The sequence below is a fragment of the Streptomyces sp. NPDC012794 genome, assembly GCF_042901085.1.
Lineage (GTDB): Bacteria > Actinomycetota > Actinomycetes > Streptomycetales > Streptomycetaceae > Streptomyces.
Genome location: NZ_JBIBCI010000010.1, coordinates 264,721 through 281,301 on the forward strand (window position 1 = coordinate 264,721; position 16,581 = coordinate 281,301).

Genomic DNA, 16,581 nt, shown 5'->3' on the forward strand with positions numbered 1-16,581 from the left:
GCACACGTCTCCGGACCTGATCCGGAGCACCCCCGCTCCTCGTAAAACCCTCAGCTTCGAGAAGAGAATGCCGATGACCGAGCAGGCCTCCGGGGCCCACCATCCGCAGCCGCGGCCCCGTACGGGCGGACAGCAGTCCGCCGCAGTTGAGCACGTGACGGGTGCGCAGTCCCTCATCCGCTCTCTCGAAGAGGTGGGGTGCGACACCGTCTTCGGTATCCCGGGCGGCGCCATCCTCCCGGCCTACGACCCGATGATGGACAGCAAGAGGGTCCGTCACATCCTGGTCCGCCACGAGCAGGGGGCCGGCCACGCCGCCACCGGCTACGCCCAGGCCACCGGCAAGGTCGGCGTCTGCATGGCCACGTCCGGCCCGGGCGCCACCAACCTGGTCACCCCGATCGCCGACGCGCACATGGACTCCGTCCCGCTCGTCGCCATCACGGGCCAGGTCTCCTCCAAGGCGATCGGCACCGACGCCTTCCAGGAGGCGGACATCGTCGGCATCACCATGCCGATCACCAAGCACAACTTCCTGGTCACCAAGGCCGAGGACATCCCGAGGACGATCGCCGAGGCCTTCCACATCGCCTCCACCGGACGCCCCGGCCCGGTTCTGGTCGACATCGCCAAGGACGCCCTCCAGGCGAAGACCACGTTCTCCTGGCCGCCCGCCATGGACCTGCCCGGCTACCGGCCCGTCACCAAGCCGCACGCCAAGCAGATCCGCGAGGCCGCCAAGCTCATCTGCCAGGCCAAGCGCCCCGTCCTGTACGTCGGCGGCGGCGTCATGAAGTCCGGTGCCACGGCCGAGCTCAAGGTCCTCGCCGAGCTGACCGGCGTCCCGGTGGCCACCACGCTGATGGCCCTGGGCTCCTTCCCCGACAGCCACCCGCTGCACGTCGGCATGCCGGGCATGCACGGCTCCGTCACCGGTGTCACCGCGCTGCAGAAGTCGGACCTGCTGATCGCGCTCGGCACCCGCTTCGACGACCGCGTCACCGGCAAGCTGGACAGCTTCGCCCCCTTCGCCAAGGTCATCCACGCGGACATCGACCCGGCCGAGATCGGCAAGAACCGGGAGGTCGACGTCCCGATCGTGGGCGACGCCCGCGAGGTGATCGCCGACCTGATCCAGGCCGTCCAGGCCGAGCACACCGAGGGCAACGCGGGCGACTACACCGCCTGGTGGAAGGACCTCAACCGCTGGCGCGAGACCTACCCGCTGGGCTACGACCTGCCCGAGGACGGCATGCTCTCCCCGCAGCAGGTCATCGAGCGGATCGGCGCGCTCGCACCCAAGAGCACGATCTTCGCGGCGGGCGTCGGCCAGCACCAGATGTGGGCCTCGCACTTCGTCAAGTACGAGGAGCCGCGCACCTGGCTGAACTCCGGCGGCGCCGGAACCATGGGCTACGCGGTCCCCGCCGCGATGGGCGCCAAGGTCGGGATGCCGGAGCGCACCGTCTGGGCGATCGACGGCGACGGCTGCTTCCAGATGACCAATCAGGAACTGGTCACCTGCGCGCTGAACAACATCCCGATCAAGGTCGCGATCATCAACAACGGTGCGCTGGGCATGGTCCGCCAGTGGCAGACCCTGTTCTACAACCAGCGGTACTCCAACACCGTGCTGCACGCGGACGAGACGGGCCACGACACCGTGGGCTCGCAGCTCGGCGAGTCCAACGCGCCCCGCAAGGGGACCCGCGTCCCGGACTTCGTCAAGCTGTCCGAGGCCATGGGCTGCGTCGCGCTGCGCTGCGAGGACCCGGCGGACCTGGACAAGGTCATCGCCGAGGCCAACGCGATCAACGACCGCCCGGTCGTGATCGACTTCATCGTCCACGAGGACGCCATGGTGTGGCCGATGGTCGCCGCAGGCACCTCCAACGACGAGGTCATGGCAGCCCGGGGCGTCCGCCCCGACTTCGGCGACAACGAAGACGACTGAGCCGAGAGAGCCCGAGAGAGAGAACGACTCACATGTCCAAGCACACGCTCTCCGTCCTGGTCGAGAACACGCCCGGCATCCTCGCCCGGATCGCCGCGCTGTTCTCCCGCCGCGGGTTCAACATCGACTCCCTCGCGGTCGGCGTCACCGAGCACCCCGACATCTCCCGCATCACCATCGTGGTCAACGTCGAGGACCTTCCGCTGGAGCAGGTGACCAAGCAGCTCAACAAGCTGGTCAACGTGCTCAAGATCGTCGAGCTGGAGCCGTCGAACGCCATCGAGCGCGAACTCGTCCTCGTGAAGGTCCGCGCCGACAACGAGACCCGCTCGCAGATCGTCGAGATCGTCCAGCTGTTCCGCGCCAAGACCGTCGACGTCTCCCCGGAGGCCGTCACCATCGAGGCCACCGGCGGCAGCGACAAGCTCGGCGCCATGCTCAAGATGCTGGAGCCCTTCGGCATCAAGGAGCTCGTGCAGTCCGGCACCATCGCCATAGGGCGTGGCGGACGGTCCATCACGGACCGCAGCCTGCGCTCCCTCGAGCGCAGCGCCTGAGCCCCGCGCGTCCGGTTCATGACGCGGGGCTGACACGCCGGCCCGCATAGCGAGACCGAGAAACTCTCATTCCGTTCCCCGCCGTACGGTGGGAGCAACACCAGCGCACCAAGGAGATATCCCAGTGGCCGAGCTGTTCTACGAGAACGACGCCGACCTGTCCATCATCCAGGGCCGCAAGGTCGCGGTCATCGGTTACGGCAGCCAGGGCCACGCCCACGCGCTGTCGCTCCGTGACTCCGGCGTCGACGTCGTCGTCGGCCTCAAGGAGGGCTCCGGCTCCAAGGCCAAGGCCGAGGAGCAGGGCCTGAAGGTCGTCTCCGTGGCCGAGGCCGCCGAGTGGGCGAACGTCATCATGATCCTGACCCCGGACCCGCTCCAGGCCGAGATCTACGAGGCGTCCATCAAGGACCACCTGCAGGAGGGCGACGCGCTCTTCTTCGGCCACGGCTTCAACGTCCGGTACGGCTTCATCAAGCCCCCGGCCAACGTGGACGTCGCCCTGGTCGCCCCGAAGGGCCCGGGCCACCTGGTCCGCCGTCAGTACGAGGAGGGCCGCGGCGTTCCCTGCATCGCCGCCGTCGAGCAGGACTTCTCGGGCAACGCCTTCGCCCTGGCCCTGTCGTACGCGGCCGGCATCGGCGGCACCCGCGCCGGCGTCATCAAGACCACCTTCACCGAGGAGACCGAGACCGACCTGTTCGGTGAGCAGGCCGTCCTCTGCGGTGGCGCCTCCGCTCTGGTCAAGGCCGGTTTCGAGACCCTGACCGAGGCCGGCTACCAGCCGGAGATCGCGTACTTCGAGTGCCTGCACGAGCTGAAGCTCATCGTCGACCTCATGTACGAGGGCGGCCTGGAGAAGATGCGCTGGTCGGTCTCCGAGACCGCCGAGTGGGGCGACTACATCACCGGCCCGCGCGTCATCACCGACGCCACCAAGGCCGAGATGAAGAAGGTCCTGGAGGAGATCCAGAGCGGCAAGTTCGCCGAGGAGTGGATGGCCGAGTACAAGGCCGGTCTGCCGAAGTACAACGAGTACAAGAAGGCGGACTCCGAGCACCTGCTCGAGACCACCGGCAAGAAGCTGCGCAAGCTGATGAGCTGGGTCGACAACGACGAGAGCTGATCTCGTGAACGGCGGGGCCGGGACGGTGCGTCCCGGCCCCGCCGCGCATCCGCCGGTTCCCCCGGTCGAGGATCACCGGAATGTAGCCCTCGGATAGCGCGGATTGTCCACCCCGGCCAATCCCGGACGGGTGATCCTTCCGTACAGGAGGAAATCCGCGCCCGAACCGCTACTACACTGCTGAACACAACGCGTCAGGCCCACAGTGTCGTGCGTCTTCCACGCGGCTACCCCCTCCACCGCCTGCGGCCGTCGGGACGGCCGTCCGCACTGGACTTGTGAGGACCCACGTGAGCTCGAAACCTGTCGTACTCATCGCCGAAGAGCTGTCGCCCGCCACGGTGGACGCGCTCGGTCCGGACTTCGAGATCCGGCACGTCAACGGCGCCGACCGCGCCGAGCTGCTCCCTGCGATCACGGACGTCGACGCGATCCTCGTCCGCTCCGCCACCAAGGTGGACGCCGAGGCCATCGCCGCGGCCAAGAAGCTGAAGGTCGTCGCCCGCGCCGGTGTCGGCCTCGACAACGTCGACGTCTCCGCCGCCACCAAGGCGGGCGTGATGGTCGTGAACGCCCCGACCTCCAACATCGTCACCGCCGCCGAGCTGGCCTGCGGCCTGCTCGTGGCCACCGCCCGCAACATTCCGCAGGCCAACACCGCCCTGAAGAACGGCGAGTGGAAGCGGAACAAGTACACGGGCGTCGAGCTCAGCGAGAAGACCCTCGGCGTCGTCGGCCTCGGCCGCATCGGTGTCCTGGTCGCCCAGCGCATGTCGGCCTTCGGCATGAAGGTCGTCGCGTACGACCCGTACGTACAGCCCGCGCGCGCCGCCCAGATGGGCGTCAAGATGCTGACGCTGGACGAGCTGCTCGAGGTCGCCGACTTCATCACCGTGCACCTGCCGAAGACCCCCGAGACCGTCGGTCTCATCGGGGACGAGGCCCTGCACAAGGTGAAGCCGTCCGTCCGCATCGTCAACGCCGCGCGCGGCGGGATCGTGGACGAGGCCGCGCTGTACTCGGCCATCAAGGAGGGCCGCGTCGCCGGCGCCGGCCTCGACGTGTACGCGAAGGAGCCCTGCACGGACTCCCCGCTCTTCGAGCTCGACCAGGTCGTCTGCACCCCGCACCTCGGCGCGTCCACGGACGAGGCCCAGGAGAAGGCCGGCATCGCGGTGGCCAAGTCGGTGCGGCTCGCCCTCGCCGGCGAGCTCGTGCCGGACGCGGTCAACGTCCAGGGCGGTGTCATCGCCGAGGACGTCCGTCCGGGCCTGCCGCTCGCCGAGAAGCTCGGCCGCATCTTCACCGCCCTCGCGGGCGAGGTCGCGGTCCGCCTCGACGTCGAGGTCTGCGGCGAGATCACCCAGCACGACGTCAAGGTGCTGGAACTCTCCGCTCTCAAGGGTGTCTTCGAGGACGTCGTCGACGAGACGGTCTCCTACGTCAACGCCCCGCTGTTCGCGCAGGAGCGCGGCGTCGAGGTCCGACTGACCACCAGCTCGGAGTCCCCGGACCACCGCAACGTGGTGACCGTTCGCGGCACCCTGTCGGACGGCCAGGAGGTGTCCGTCTCCGGCACGCTCGCCGGCCCGAAGCACCTTCAGAAGATCGTGGGCGTCGGCGAGTACGACGTGGACCTGGCCTTGGCCGACCACATGATCGTGCTGCGCTACACCGACCGCCCGGGCGTCGTCGGCAAGGTCGGCCAGCTCCTCGGGGAGGCCGGTCTGAACATCGCGGGCATGCAGGTCGCCCGTGCCGAGGAGGGCGGCGAGGCGCTCGTCGTCCTCACCGTCGACGCGGCGGTCCCGGCGGACGTCCTCGCGGCCATCTCGGCGGAGATCGGCGCCGCCTCGGCCCGTACGGTCAACCTCGGCTGACCGTCGCACACCGTCGAGGGGGCCCGGGGTCAACCCCGGGCCCCTTCGTGTCATCCCCTGTCCGAGGGGGCGCGTACGCATGGGACGCCCGTATATGACGGATGTATAAACACTGCGTGCGAGACCTTCGTCCAGGACGGCCGCCTTGCTACGGTGACGGCCATGGGACACAAAGAGGATCTCCTCGAAGGCGCCAAGAAGTGCCTGGTCGAGAAGGGTTTCGTACGCACCACCGCGCGCGACATCGTCGGCGCCTCCGGCACGAACCTGGCCTCCATCGGCTACCACTACGGTTCCAAGGACGCCCTGCTCACCCAGGCGTTCATCGCCCTGATGCAGCAGTGGGGCGAAACGGCCTTCCAGGACGGCATGCCCGGTGCGGACGGGTCCCTGGAGCGCCTGCGCGCCCTGTGGGAAGGGGTCCTCGCCCAGCACGACACCTCGGCCCCCGTCTGGGCGGCCAGCATGGAGGTCGCGCTGAGCGGCGAACGGCTGCCGCAGCTGCGCGGGATGCTCGCCGCCTCCCAGGCCGAGGGCCGCCGCGGCCTGATCTCGCTCCTCACCGGCACCCCCGAGGAGGAGCTCACGGAACGCGACGAGCGCACCCTCGGCTCCGTCTGCCAGGCGCTGCTCAACGGCCTGATGATCCAGTGGCTGCTCGACCCCGGCACCGCCGCCTCCGCCGAGGAGTTCACCGAGGGGCTCCGCCGCATCGCGGAGGGGCTGACGGCCGCCGCGGGCGGATCCGCCGGACGCCCGCTGGAGCAGACCCGATGAGATCCGGGTTCCTGCCGGCCGGGGACGACCTCGGCCCGCTGCCGCCCGTGGGCCGCATCCCGGACGCCCGGCCGCTGCCCCGCTCCCCGGCCGGGATCATGCGGCGCTGCGCCGCCACGGCCGTGGACCTGACCATCGCCGTCGTGGTGATCCTCGTACCGCTCCTCGGGTTCGACCGGGTGCTCGGAGTCCTCGCCCTGCCCGACCGTGAATCCGCTACCGCCTGGCAGTCGGCCGCGGCGGCCTGGACGGCGGCCTTCGTGCTGCTCTACTCGCCGCTGTCCGTCTCGCGCCGGGGGGCGACGCCCGGCAAGCGGCTGATGGGCATGGAGGTCGTCGCCCGCGGGGGCGGGCGCCTCTCCTACGGGCAGGCGGTGGTCCGCCACCTCACCAACCTGGTGGTCACCGGCATCCCCTTGCCGGCCGTGGCCAACGCGTCCTCCATGACGCTCAGCCCCGACGCCCTCGGCATCCACGACAAGGCCGTCGGCAGCGCGGTCATCCACCGCCGCCCGACCGTCGCCTGAACGGCGCTCAGGCCTGCAGGCGGGCGGCCTTGAGCGCCATGTGGAGCAGCAGCCTGTCCTCGCCGGCGTCCAGGTCGAGCCCCGTCAGCTGCTCGACCCGGCCCAGCCGGTAGTACAGGGTCTGGCGGTGGATGCCCAGCTCCGCCGCCGCGCGGCCCGCCTGCCCCGCGCAGTCGAGGAACACCTCGGCGGTGCGGGCCAGTTCCCGGTGGGCCGGAGCCAGCAGGGCCCGGGTCGCCGGGTCGTCCGCCGGGCCCGCGGCCACGGCGGCCAGCATCCGGTACGGCCCGATCCCCGCCCACCGCGCCACCGGCCCCAGCCCCGGCTGCGCGGCCGCCGCCCGGGCGGCGGCGGTGGCCTGGGCCCAGGCGGCGGGCAGCTCCGTGAGCGCCCGGACCGGGTCGGACAGCCCGGCGGTGACGGCGCCGCCCCCGGACGGGCCCCGCGCACCGCCGCCCGGCCCGCCCGCCGGAGCCGCCGCCGACGGCAGCAGCCGCCCGGCCGCCGCCAGGGCCGGAGCCGTCGCGTCCCCCGACCGCAGCCGCAGCAGCACCGCGAGCACCGCCGACGCGGGACCGGCACCCGCGCCGTCCGGGCCCTCGCCCCCCGCCGGGACCACACACACCGCCGCCGCCCCCGGCACCGATCCCGGAGCCTCCCCGGACCACGGGGCCACGCACACGGCGGCGTGCGGTCCCTCGGCCCCGGGCCCCAGCGCCACCCGCAGCGCGGCCACCGCCATGTCCTGCTGCCAGCCCGGGCCGGCGGTCAGCACCGCCAGGAACTCCCGGGAGAGGTCGGCGCCCGCCCTGGCCTCCTCGGCGAGCAGCACCCCGATCCGCCGGGCCACGTCCATGGCGGCCTCCAGGGCGGCCGGACCCGGGCCCGGATCCTGGTCGAGGAGCCACACGTAGCCCTGCACGATGCCCCGGTACCGCACCGGCAGGCAGATCCGCCCCCGGAAGACGCCCGCGTCCGGGGCCGCCGGGATGCGCACCGGGCCGGTGGCGCGCGCGATGCCGAAGCCCTCGAACCAGGCCCGGACGGCCGCCGTCGACTGCCGGGTCAGGATCGAGCGGGTGCGCACCGGGTCCATCACGAGGTCGTCCTCGCTGTCGTGCGCGCCGAAGGCGATGAGGCGGAAGTCCCGGTTCTCCAGCGTCGCCGGGGCGCCGAGCAGCGCCGAGATCTCGTCCACCAGGTCCTGGTAATCGCCTTTCACGCGGCCATTCTCCCACTCCGCGGCCTCCCCTTCAGACAGATGTATGAGATCCGGGCCACGGATGCGTGACAGCTGTCGATGGCAGAGGATCGTGGAGATCCTTAGGTTTCACGGTGGTTTCACTCGCGTTTTCCCTACGGCCGCAGCACCACCCCCGCGGCGTCCGTTCGTCCGCTTCTGCCACCCGTTGGAGGTGCCCCGTGCTGGGTCCCGCGATCCTCGCCGCCTCGCGCAGCGACAAGATGCGCCGTATCGTTTCCGCCGCCCCGGTGACCAAGCCGGTGGTCAACCGGTTCATCCCCGGTGAGACGGTCGACCAGGTCATCCCGATCGTCGAGGAGCTGACGCGCAAGGGCCTGGAGGTCACCCTCGACGTCGTCGGCGAGGACATCACCGCCGTCGAGCAGTCCTACGCGGCCCGGGACGCCTACCTGGAGCTCGTCCAGCGCCTCAAGGAGCTTCAGCTGGGCGAGACGGTCGAGATGTCGGTCAAGCTGTCCATGTTCGGCCAGGCGCTGGAGGGCGGCCACGAGCTGGCCCTCGCCAACGTCCGCCCGGTCGTCGAGGCCGCCGCCGCCATCGGCACCACCGTCACGCTGGACGCCGAGGACCACACCACCCTCGACTCGATGTTCGCCATCCACGAGGAGCTGCGCCGGGACTTCCCGCAGACCGGCTGCGTGATCCAGGCCTACCTCTTCCGCACCGAGGCCGACGCCCGCCGGCTGGCCGCCGCCGGCAGCCGCGTCCGGATCGTGAAGGGCGCGTACAAGGAGCCCGCCGAGGTCGCGTACCAGGACAAGGCCGAGATCGACAAGGCGTACGTCCGGATCATGAAGATCCTGATGGAGGGCGAGGGCTACCCGATGATCGGGTCCCACGACCCGCGCCTCATCGCCATCGCCCAGGAGCTCGCCCGGCAGGCCGGGCGCAAACTGGACGAGTACGAGTTCCAGATGCTGTACGGCATCCGCAGCGAGGAGCACCTGCGGCTCGCCGCCGAGGGCCACCGGATGCGCGTCTACACGGCCTACGGCACCGACTGGTACGGCTACTTCATGCGCCGCCTCGCCGAGAAGCCGGCCAACCTGCTCTTCTTCCTCCGCTCGATGATCACCAAGAACTAGGTCAAGGAGTTACCAGCCCCATGGATGCTGTGACCCAGGTCCCCGCGCCGGTCAACGAGCCGGTCCACTCGTACGCCCCCGGCAGCCCGGAGCGCGCGCGCCTCGAGATCCAGCTGAAGCAGCTGTCCGAGAACCCGATCGACCTCCCGATGACGATCAACGGCGTCAAGCGGATGGGTGGCGGCGAGCGCTTCGACGTCGTCCAGCCCCACGACCACAAGTCGGTCATCGGTACGTACGCCAACGCCACCGAGGCCGACGCCCAGGAGGCCGTCGACGCCGCCCTGGCCGCCGCCCCGGCCTGGCGCGCGATGTCCTTCGACGACCGCGCCGCGATCATCCTGCGCGCCGCCGAGCTGCTGGCCGGCCCGTGGCGCGAGAAGCTGGCCGCCTCCACCATGCTGGGCCAGTCCAAGACCGTGCAGCAGGCGGAGATCGACACCCCCTGCGAGCTCGTCGACTTCTGGCGCTTCAACGTCCACTTCGCCCGCCAGATCCTGGCCGAGCAGCCGGCCGCGAACAGCGCCGGCGTGTGGAACCGCAGCGACCACCGCCCGCTCGAGGGCTTCGTCTACGCGATCACCCCGTTCAACTTCACGGCCATCGCCGGCAACCTGCCCACCGCCCCCGCGCTCATGGGCAACGTGGTCGTGTGGAAGCCGTCCCCGACGCAGACCCACTCCGCGGTCCTCCTCATGGAGCTCCTGGAGGCGGCCGGTCTGCCCAAGGGCGTCATCAACCTGGTGACGGGCGACGGCATCGCCGTGTCCGAGGTGGCCCTGAACCACCCCGAGCTCGCCGGCATCCACTTCACCGGCTCGACCAAGACCTTCCAGTACCTGTGGAAGACGGTCGGCAACAACATCGAGAAGTACCGCTCCTACCCCCGCCTGGTCGGCGAGACGGGCGGCAAGGACTTCGTCGTCGCGCACCCGTCCGCGGACCGCGCGATCCTGAAGACCGCCCTGACCCGCGGCTCCTTCGAGTTCCAGGGCCAGAAGTGCTCCGCCTCCTCGCGCGCCTACGTCCCGGCCTCCATCTGGAACGACGGCTTCAAGGAGCAGTTCGCGGCCGAGGTCGACGGCATCGCCATGGGGGACGTCCGCGACCTGTCCAACTTCATCGGCGCGGTCATCGACGAGCGCTCCTTCGCGAAGAACAAGGCCGCGATCGACCGTGCGAAGGCCGACCCGACCTGCACGATCGTCGCGGGCGGCACCTACGACGACTCCGAGGGCTACTTCGTCCGCCCGACCGTCATCGAGTGCACCGACCCGGACAACGAGGTCTTCACGACCGAGTACTTCGGCCCGATCCTCGCGATCCACGTCTACGAGGACGACAAGTACGACGAGATGCTGGCGCAGATGGAGAACGTCTCGGCCTACGCCCTGACCGGCTCCGTCATCGCCCAGGACCGCTACGCGGCCGCCGACACGATGGAGAAGCTCCGCTTCGCGGCGGGCAACTTCTACATCAACGACAAGTCGACCGGCGCCGTCGTCGGCCAGCAGCCCTTCGGCGGCGGCCGTGCCTCGGGTACGAACGACAAGGCCGGCGCGGCGTCCAACCTGCTCCGCTGGACCTCGACCCGCTCCATCAAGGAGACGCTGGTCCCGCCGACCGAGTACGGCTACCCCCACATGGGCTGACCCCGCCCGACCCCTGAATCCCGCCCCCGCTCCGGTACCCCCAAGCCCGGAGCGGGGGCGGTCCAGGTCGCGGGGGCGGACCGCGGGTTCAGACCTCCACCAGGACCTGGTCCAGGGACTTGCGGACCAGGTCCGGGACCTCACAGTCGTCCGCGGGGTAGCCGACCGGGATCACCGCGAAGGCCTTCTCGTTCTCCGGACGGTTCAGGACGTGCCCCAGGAAGCGCATCGGGCTCGGGGTGTGGATGAGCGCCGCCAGGCCCGACAGGTGCAGGGCCGACAGCAGCATGCCGACCGCGATGCCGACCGACTCGTCGACGTAGTAGTGCTTGCGCTTCGTGCCGTCCGGGCCGAGCCAGTAGCGCTGCTGGAAGACCACGATCAGCGCCGGCGCGTCCGTGAGGTGGGTCTTCACGGCGTCCGTGCCGATGGGGCGCAGCGCGGCGAGCCACTCGTCGCCGAGGCGGCCGTCGTAGGAGATCTGCTCCTCCTGCTCGGCCGCGGCGCGGATCTGCTGCCGGATGCCCGGGTCCTTGACCAGGACGAAGGTCCACGGCTGCTGGTGCGCCCCGGAGGGCGCGGTGGCGGCGCAGGCGATCGCGTCGCGGACGGCCTGCTCGGGGACGGGATCGGGGGAGAAGTGGCGCACCGTCCGCCGCTCGTCCATCCGGGCCCGCAACTCCGCCGCGCGCGCGAGCGATTCGGGGCCCGGCATGCGCGCGGGACGGTAGGGGACGGGCCGGTAGGGCCGGCCATGGGTGGGGGTCCACTGCTGGGTCTCAGGCGACATGCGCAGATCTTCCAGCGAGGGAACCCCCGAGGCCAGGGGAGCGTCATCTGCCAATGTCCGTTGTGTACTGACAGGGGGGCTATGACCGTGTCGAACGTCGGTCGATTCGTGGAGTGGGAGGGCTGCTTCAACGCCCGTGACCTCGGCGGCCTGGGAGCGCTCCGGCCCGGGACGCTGGTACGGTCCGACAGCCTCGACGGGCTCACCGCCCGCGGCTGGACCACACTGGCCCGCCACGGGGTGCGCACCGTCATCGACCTGCGCAACGACGGCGAAGCCGAGCCGGACCACGCCCCGCGTCCGCCCGGGCTGACCACCCTGCGGATCTCGCTCGACGGCATCGAGCACCGGGACTTCTGGGACGTGTGGTGGGGCACTCCGGGCTTCGGCACCCCCGCGTATTTCCGGCCTTTCCTGGAACGGTTCCCCGACCGCGTGGCCTCCGTCGCCCGGGCCGTCGCCACCGCCCCGCCGGGCGGGGTCGCCTTCCACTGCGGTCTGGGCCGCGACCGGACGGGGATCATCGCGCTCGTCCTGCTGAGGCTGGCCGGGGCGACCCCGGAGGAGACGGCCGACGACCACGCTCTGAGCGAGCCGCGGGTCCGGGCCCGGTACGCGGCCCTGGGCCGGCCCTACGACGCCGCCGAGATCCAGGACTACGTCGCCGGTCTCGGCACCACCGTCCACGCCCTGGCCGCGGACACCGCGCGGTGGCTGGACGCGGGCGCCTACCTGAGCTGGGCGGGGCTGACGGCCGCCGAACTGGACCGGCTGCGGGGCAGACTGGGGGCATGAGCGACGCCACGCACATCCGTCTCGCGCACACCTCGCAGCTCGGCGCGGACGACCTCGCCGTGATCCGGGACCTGCTCGACGCGGCCTTCGACGGGGACTTCGGCGACGAGGACTTCGAGCACGCCCTCGGCGGGATGCACGCCCTGGTGTACGGGGGCGGCGTGCTCGTGGCGCACGGCAGCGTCGTCCAGCGGCGGGTGCTGCACCAGGGGCGGGGCCTGCGGACCGGGTACGTCGAGGCCGTCGCCGTACGCGCCGACCGGCGCCGGCGCGGGCTCGGAGCGGCGGTGATGGCCGGGCTGGAGGGCGTCATCGCCGGGGCGTACGTCCTCGGCGCCCTGTCCGCCTCCGACGAGGGCGCGGCCCTGTACGGGAGCCGGGGCTGGACGCCGTACGCCGGGCAGATCGGCGTCCTCGGCCCGGCGGGGCCCGAGCGGCTGGCCGAGGAGGAGGGCTCGACCTACCTGTGGACGCCGCCCGGCGGGGCCGTGCCGGACGCAGCCGGGCGGATCGACTTCGACTGGCGCAACGGGGACGTCCTGTAGCCGGGGCCGGAATCAGCTGCCGGCCCGTACGAGCATCTTGCCCAGGTTCTCCCCGCGGAGCATGCCCAGGAAGGCCTCCACGGTGCGGTCGAAGCCCTCGGCGACGGTGGTGTCGGTGCCGATCCGGCCGCTGCGCAGGTGGGGGACCAGGAGATCCTCCAGCTCGTCCTGGAGACCGGTGTGGTTGCGGACCAACACCCCCTCCAGGCGCAGGGACTTGTGGACCACCTCGAAGAGGTTGCGCGGCGCGGCGGGGGAGCGGTCCCCGTTGTACATCGAGATGGCGCCGACCCAGGCGATCCGCCCGTACTCGCGCAGGGACGCGATCGCGCCCTCCAGGTGCTCCCCGCCCACGTTGTCCACGTAGACGTCGACGCCGTCCGGCGCGGCCTGCGCCAGCTGCTCGGCGACGGGCCCGTCGTGGTAGTCGAAGGCGGCGTCGAAGCCGAGGGTCCCGGTGAGGTGGGCGGTCTTCGCCGCCGAGCCGGCGCTGCCGATGATCCGGCGGGCTCCGAGCAGCCGGGCGATGTGCCCGGTGGCGGTGCCGACCCCGCCGGCGGCGGCGGAGACGAAGAGGTCCTCGCCCTCGCGCAGGGCCGCCGTCCGGGTGAGGGCGGCGTAGGCCGTCAGGCCGGTGCCGCCGAGGATCGACAGGTAGGCCTCCAGCGGGACGCCCGCGTGGCCGGGCAGCTTGCGGGTGCCGTCCACGCCCAGGGTGACCAGGGAGTGGGTGCGCCAGCCCGCGCGGTGGAAGACCAGGTCGCCCTCCGCCAGGCCCGGGTCGCGGGAGGCGGTCACCCGGCCCACCGTGCGGCCCTCCAGCGGGGCGTGCAGCTCGAAGCCGCCCTCGCCGCCGTCCATCATCCCGCGGTGGTACGGGTCCACCGACAGCAGCAGGTTCTCCACCAGGGCGGTGCCGGGGGCGGGTTCGGGGACGGGCGAGGAGACGTACGCGAAGTCGGAGGCGGACGGGAAACCGGTCGGACGGGCGATCTGGTGGACGGAGTGGGCCGTTTCGGTGCTCATGGCCCCGACCGTAGGAAGGAATCCCGGAGCCGGGCAGGGGGTTGCGCTCATGGAAGCCGCACATCCATGAACGCTGCTCATACACCGAGGTGGGAACCCATGGCCGAGCTCGCCCCGCAGGAAATCCGGGTGCTGGTCGCCGTCGCCGAGACGGGCGGCTTCTCCGCCGCGGCCGCCGTGCTGGGCATCAGCCAGTCCGCCGTCTCGCACTCGGTGCGCGGCAGCGAGGGCAAGGTCGGCGCGGTGCTCTTCGAGCGAGGGCGCGGCGGGGCCTCGCCCACCCCGGCCGGGGAGCGGGCCGTGGCGCTGGGCCGGCGCATCCTGCGGCTGTACGAGGTGCTGGGCGCGGAGGCGCGGGGCGCGGCCCGGGCCCCCGCCGGGCGGGACGCCGGGGAGGGGGTGCTGCGCGTCGCCGCCTTCCGCAGCGCGGCCCTGCACCTGCTGCCGCCCGCGCTGGAGCGGCTGGCCGTGCTGTACCCGGGGATCCGCCCCGAGGTCAGGGTGGTGCGCGAACTGGGTGCCGGCACGGCGGGGGAGGTGGCCGCGGGCCGGGCGGACCTGGGCATCGCGACGCTGGGCGCGCGGGAGGACGTACCGCCGGGGCTGCTGACCGGGGTGCTCGTGGAGGAGGCGTACGCGCTGGTGCACCCGGTCGGGCACGCGGACCCGAGGGCGCTGCCCCTGCTGGACTGGGACGAGAACTGCGGCTCCTACACCCGGGAGTGGTGGCGTGCCCAGGACTGGATCCCCGGGGCCACCGTGAAGGCCGAGGACGACGCCATGGTGCTGACCATGGTCGGGCGGGGGCTGGGTATGGCGATCATGCCGGAGCTGTCGCTGCGCGAGGCGCCGGACACCGTCGAGATCACCGGTCTGGGGCCACGGAGGCCGGTGAGGCAGGTGGGATACGTCACCACGCCGGAATTGGCATCGACCCACGCCGTGAGGGCTCTGATCAGGGAACTCCGGGCTGAGAAGGTCTGAAAACGGAACCACTGGAGGGCTCCCTTCGGGGGTTTCCCGTCTCAGATACTAGGAAGTCCGAGTAATTGCGGAGACAGACAGCCGGACCTGCCCTAGCTTTGTAGGAGCCGAACGTCTCGCTGATCCTGCGAATGGCGGTCGAGAGCGCGCGCCCCTGGCAGGCAACCCCTGCGGCGCACGGCTCCCCGCCTCTTCCGGCGCCTTGAAGGAACACCCCTCATCCGTGGCCCCGCCACGCCGTGATCCCAAGGAGTCGATCACCATGACCCCCACCACCGCCGCAACGCGCCGCGTCCGCCACTCCTCCCCGGCCGACGCCGACCGCAAGAACGCCGCCGCCGCCCTCCAGCGCGCCCTGGACCGCCGTGACAACGGCGGCTCGACCGGTCACTGACCGGGCTCCCGGCGGGGGACGCCGACCAGCCCGTCCGCACCGGGCACATCGCGTCCCCGCCGGTCCCGCGGCCCTCCCGCGTTCCGAATGGTGGACGCGATATGTCTGAGGGCTGGGACACGGAGTACGGTTCCGACATGTCGACCAGCATCAATCTCGCAGTGATCCCCGGTGATGGCATCGGCCAGGAAGTCGTGGCTCAGGGCCTCAAGGTCCTTACCGCGGTCCTGCCCCAGGATGTGAAGCTGGAGACCAAGGAGTACGACCTCGGCGCCCAGCGCTGGCACCGCACCGGTGAGACCCTCCCGGACGCGGAGCTCGAGGCCCTCAAGCACCACGACGCGATCCTGCTGGGCGCCATCGGCGATCCCTCGGTCCCGTCGGGCGTCTTGGAGCGCGGTCTGCTGCTGAAGCTCCGCTTCGCCTTCGACCACTTCATCAACCTGCGCCCCTCGAAGCTGTTCCCGAACACGGCCACCCCGCTGGCCGGCCGTCCGGAGATCGACTTCGTCGTGGTCCGCGAGGGCACCGAGGGCCCGTACACCGGCAACGGCGGCAGCCTGCGCACCGGCACCCCCGCCGAGGTGGCCACCGAGGTCAGCGTGAACACCGCCTACGGCGTCGAGCGGGTCGTGCGCGACGCGTACGAGCGGGCCAACGCGCGCCCCCGCAAGAAGCTGACGCTCGTCCACAAGAACAACGTCCTCGTGTACGCGGGCCACATGTGGAAGAACATCTTCGACAGGGTCGGCCAGGAGTACCCCGAGGTCACCACCGACTACCTGCACGTCGACGCCGCGACGATCTTCTTCGTCACCCAGCCCGAGCGCTTCGACGTCATCGTCACGGACAACCTGTTCGGTGACATCCTCACCGACCTGGCCGCGGCCGTGACCGGCGGCATCGGCCTGGCCGCCTCCGGGAACATCAACCCGACCGGCGCCTTCCCGTCCATGTTCGAGCCCGTGCACGGCTCGGCCCCCGACATCGCGGGCACCGGCAAGGCCGACCCGACCGCGACGATCCTCTCGGTGGCCCTGCTCCTGCGCCACCTCGGCTACGAGGAGCAGGCCGTCCGCATCGAGGACGCCGTCTCCGCCGACCTGGCCGAGCGCGACGGCACCTTCCGCTCCACCGACGCGATCGGCGACGCCCTCGCCGCGCGAGTAGCCGGCTGACCCGGCCGTTCCCTCCAGGAAGCCGCCAGGTCACAAAGGGACCTGGC

Annotated in this window: 16 protein-coding genes; 13 read left to right on the forward strand and 3 right to left on the reverse strand. The window is 71.4% G+C overall.

All coding sequences use genetic code 11. The annotated features are described in order from the left end of the window. The first annotated feature begins 67 nt into the window (after window positions 1-67). The 6 genes from ACFY7H_RS20825 to ACFY7H_RS20850 all read left to right on the forward strand — a co-directional run bounded on the left by ACFY7H_RS20825 (window position 68) and on the right by ACFY7H_RS20850 (window position 6,821). Window positions 68-1,954, forward strand: coding sequence for an acetolactate synthase large subunit (locus ACFY7H_RS20825; RefSeq protein WP_388939948.1), 1,887 nt, complete (start codon window positions 68-70; stop codon window positions 1,952-1,954). 32 nt (window positions 1,955-1,986) lie between these two features. Further along, the gene (ilvN, locus tag ACFY7H_RS20830; RefSeq protein WP_388939950.1) at window positions 1,987-2,511 is read left to right on the forward strand and encodes an acetolactate synthase small subunit; all 525 of its coding nucleotides are present in this window, start codon (window positions 1,987-1,989) and stop codon (window positions 2,509-2,511) included. Between the two features lie 124 nt (window positions 2,512-2,635). Next, entirely contained in the window at window positions 2,636-3,637 is a 1,002-nt protein-coding gene (ilvC, locus tag ACFY7H_RS20835) for a ketol-acid reductoisomerase (protein ID WP_388939952.1), read from the forward strand. A 290-nt stretch (window positions 3,638-3,927) separates the two neighbouring features. Then, complete coding sequence (gene serA / locus ACFY7H_RS20840; RefSeq protein WP_388939954.1) at window positions 3,928-5,517, forward strand: phosphoglycerate dehydrogenase; 1,590 nt, start codon at window positions 3,928-3,930, stop codon at window positions 5,515-5,517. A 162-nt stretch (window positions 5,518-5,679) separates the two neighbouring features. Next, window positions 5,680-6,294 carry a TetR/AcrR family transcriptional regulator gene (locus ACFY7H_RS20845; protein WP_388939956.1) on the forward strand — a complete coding sequence of 205 codons (615 nt, stop codon included), beginning with the start codon at window positions 5,680-5,682 and terminating at the stop codon, window positions 6,292-6,294. After that, a complete protein-coding gene (locus ACFY7H_RS20850) occupies window positions 6,291-6,821 on the forward strand; it encodes an RDD family protein (protein ID WP_388939957.1) in 531 nt (176 codons plus the stop codon). The genes ACFY7H_RS20845 and ACFY7H_RS20850 overlap by 4 nt, the downstream gene beginning before the upstream one ends. 7 nt (window positions 6,822-6,828) lie before the next feature. On the opposite strand, the gene ACFY7H_RS20855 is transcribed toward ACFY7H_RS20850, so the two are convergent. Further along, window positions 6,829-8,043: a PucR family transcriptional regulator gene (locus ACFY7H_RS20855; protein ID WP_388939959.1), complete on the reverse strand. Its 1,215-nt coding sequence runs from the start codon at window positions 8,041-8,043 to the stop codon at window positions 6,829-6,831. Window positions 8,044-8,243: 200 nt separating this feature from the next. Between ACFY7H_RS20855 and ACFY7H_RS20860 the strand changes: the two genes are divergently transcribed. After that, complete coding sequence (locus ACFY7H_RS20860) at window positions 8,244-9,170, forward strand: proline dehydrogenase family protein (protein ID WP_388939961.1); 927 nt, start codon at window positions 8,244-8,246, stop codon at window positions 9,168-9,170. A gap of 20 nt (window positions 9,171-9,190) precedes the next feature. Then, complete coding sequence (pruA, locus tag ACFY7H_RS20865) at window positions 9,191-10,822, forward strand: L-glutamate gamma-semialdehyde dehydrogenase (protein WP_388939963.1); 1,632 nt, start codon at window positions 9,191-9,193, stop codon at window positions 10,820-10,822. Window positions 10,823-10,910: 88 nt separating this feature from the next. Here pruA and ACFY7H_RS20870 read toward each other — a convergent pair whose 3' ends face one another. Further along, a complete protein-coding gene (locus tag ACFY7H_RS20870) occupies window positions 10,911-11,612 on the reverse strand; it encodes a nitroreductase family protein (RefSeq protein ID WP_388939965.1) in 702 nt (233 codons plus the stop codon). A gap of 81 nt (window positions 11,613-11,693) precedes the next feature. Here ACFY7H_RS20870 and ACFY7H_RS20875 point away from each other — a divergent pair, with 81 nt between their 5' ends. Continuing rightward, on the forward strand, window positions 11,694-12,407 hold the full coding sequence (locus ACFY7H_RS20875) for a tyrosine-protein phosphatase (protein ID WP_388939967.1): 714 nt from the start codon (window positions 11,694-11,696) through the stop codon (window positions 12,405-12,407). Beyond that, on the forward strand, window positions 12,404-12,952 hold the full coding sequence (locus ACFY7H_RS20880; RefSeq protein WP_388939969.1) for a GNAT family N-acetyltransferase: 549 nt from the start codon (window positions 12,404-12,406) through the stop codon (window positions 12,950-12,952). The genes ACFY7H_RS20875 and ACFY7H_RS20880 overlap by 4 nt, the downstream gene beginning before the upstream one ends. A gap of 12 nt (window positions 12,953-12,964) precedes the next feature. On the opposite strand, the gene ACFY7H_RS20885 is transcribed toward ACFY7H_RS20880, so the two are convergent. After that, window positions 12,965-13,978: an NADP-dependent oxidoreductase gene (locus tag ACFY7H_RS20885; RefSeq protein WP_388939971.1), complete on the reverse strand. Its 1,014-nt coding sequence runs from the start codon at window positions 13,976-13,978 to the stop codon at window positions 12,965-12,967. A gap of 99 nt (window positions 13,979-14,077) precedes the next feature. On the opposite strand from ACFY7H_RS20885, the gene ACFY7H_RS20890 reads away from it, so the two are divergent. The 3 genes from ACFY7H_RS20890 to ACFY7H_RS20900 all read left to right on the forward strand — a co-directional run bounded on the left by ACFY7H_RS20890 (window position 14,078) and on the right by ACFY7H_RS20900 (window position 16,534). Continuing rightward, the gene (locus tag ACFY7H_RS20890) at window positions 14,078-14,962 is read left to right on the forward strand and encodes a LysR family transcriptional regulator (protein WP_388939973.1); all 885 of its coding nucleotides are present in this window, start codon (window positions 14,078-14,080) and stop codon (window positions 14,960-14,962) included. Between the two features lie 262 nt (window positions 14,963-15,224). After that, window positions 15,225-15,356: a hypothetical protein gene (locus tag ACFY7H_RS20895; RefSeq protein WP_388939975.1), complete on the forward strand. Its 132-nt coding sequence runs from the start codon at window positions 15,225-15,227 to the stop codon at window positions 15,354-15,356. Between the two features lie 137 nt (window positions 15,357-15,493). Continuing rightward, complete coding sequence (locus ACFY7H_RS20900; RefSeq protein ID WP_388939977.1) at window positions 15,494-16,534, forward strand: 3-isopropylmalate dehydrogenase; 1,041 nt, start codon at window positions 15,494-15,496, stop codon at window positions 16,532-16,534. Window positions 16,535-16,581: the final 47 nt, after the last annotated feature.

Coding starts and splice junctions, on each gene's coding strand:
- ACFY7H_RS20825 (WP_388939948.1), top strand. CDS start 68: ATGCCGATGACCGAGCAGGCCTCCGGGGCCCACCATCCGCAGCCGCGG.
- ilvN (WP_388939950.1), top strand. CDS start 1,987: ATGTCCAAGCACACGCTCTCCGTCCTGGTCGAGAACACGCCCGGCATC.
- ACFY7H_RS20845 (WP_388939956.1), top strand. CDS start 5,680: ATGGGACACAAAGAGGATCTCCTCGAAGGCGCCAAGAAGTGCCTGGTC.
- ACFY7H_RS20850 (WP_388939957.1), top strand. CDS start 6,291: ATGAGATCCGGGTTCCTGCCGGCCGGGGACGACCTCGGCCCGCTGCCG.
- pruA (WP_388939963.1), top strand. CDS start 9,191: ATGGATGCTGTGACCCAGGTCCCCGCGCCGGTCAACGAGCCGGTCCAC.
- ACFY7H_RS20870 (WP_388939965.1), bottom strand. CDS start 11,612: ATGTCGCCTGAGACCCAGCAGTGGACCCCCACCCATGGCCGGCCCTAC.
- ACFY7H_RS20875 (WP_388939967.1), top strand. CDS start 11,694: ATGACCGTGTCGAACGTCGGTCGATTCGTGGAGTGGGAGGGCTGCTTC.
- ACFY7H_RS20880 (WP_388939969.1), top strand. CDS start 12,404: ATGAGCGACGCCACGCACATCCGTCTCGCGCACACCTCGCAGCTCGGC.
- ACFY7H_RS20885 (WP_388939971.1), bottom strand. CDS start 13,978: ATGAGCACCGAAACGGCCCACTCCGTCCACCAGATCGCCCGTCCGACC.
- ACFY7H_RS20890 (WP_388939973.1), top strand. CDS start 14,078: ATGGCCGAGCTCGCCCCGCAGGAAATCCGGGTGCTGGTCGCCGTCGCC.
- ACFY7H_RS20895 (WP_388939975.1), top strand. CDS start 15,225: ATGACCCCCACCACCGCCGCAACGCGCCGCGTCCGCCACTCCTCCCCG.
- ACFY7H_RS20900 (WP_388939977.1), top strand. CDS start 15,494: ATGTCGACCAGCATCAATCTCGCAGTGATCCCCGGTGATGGCATCGGC.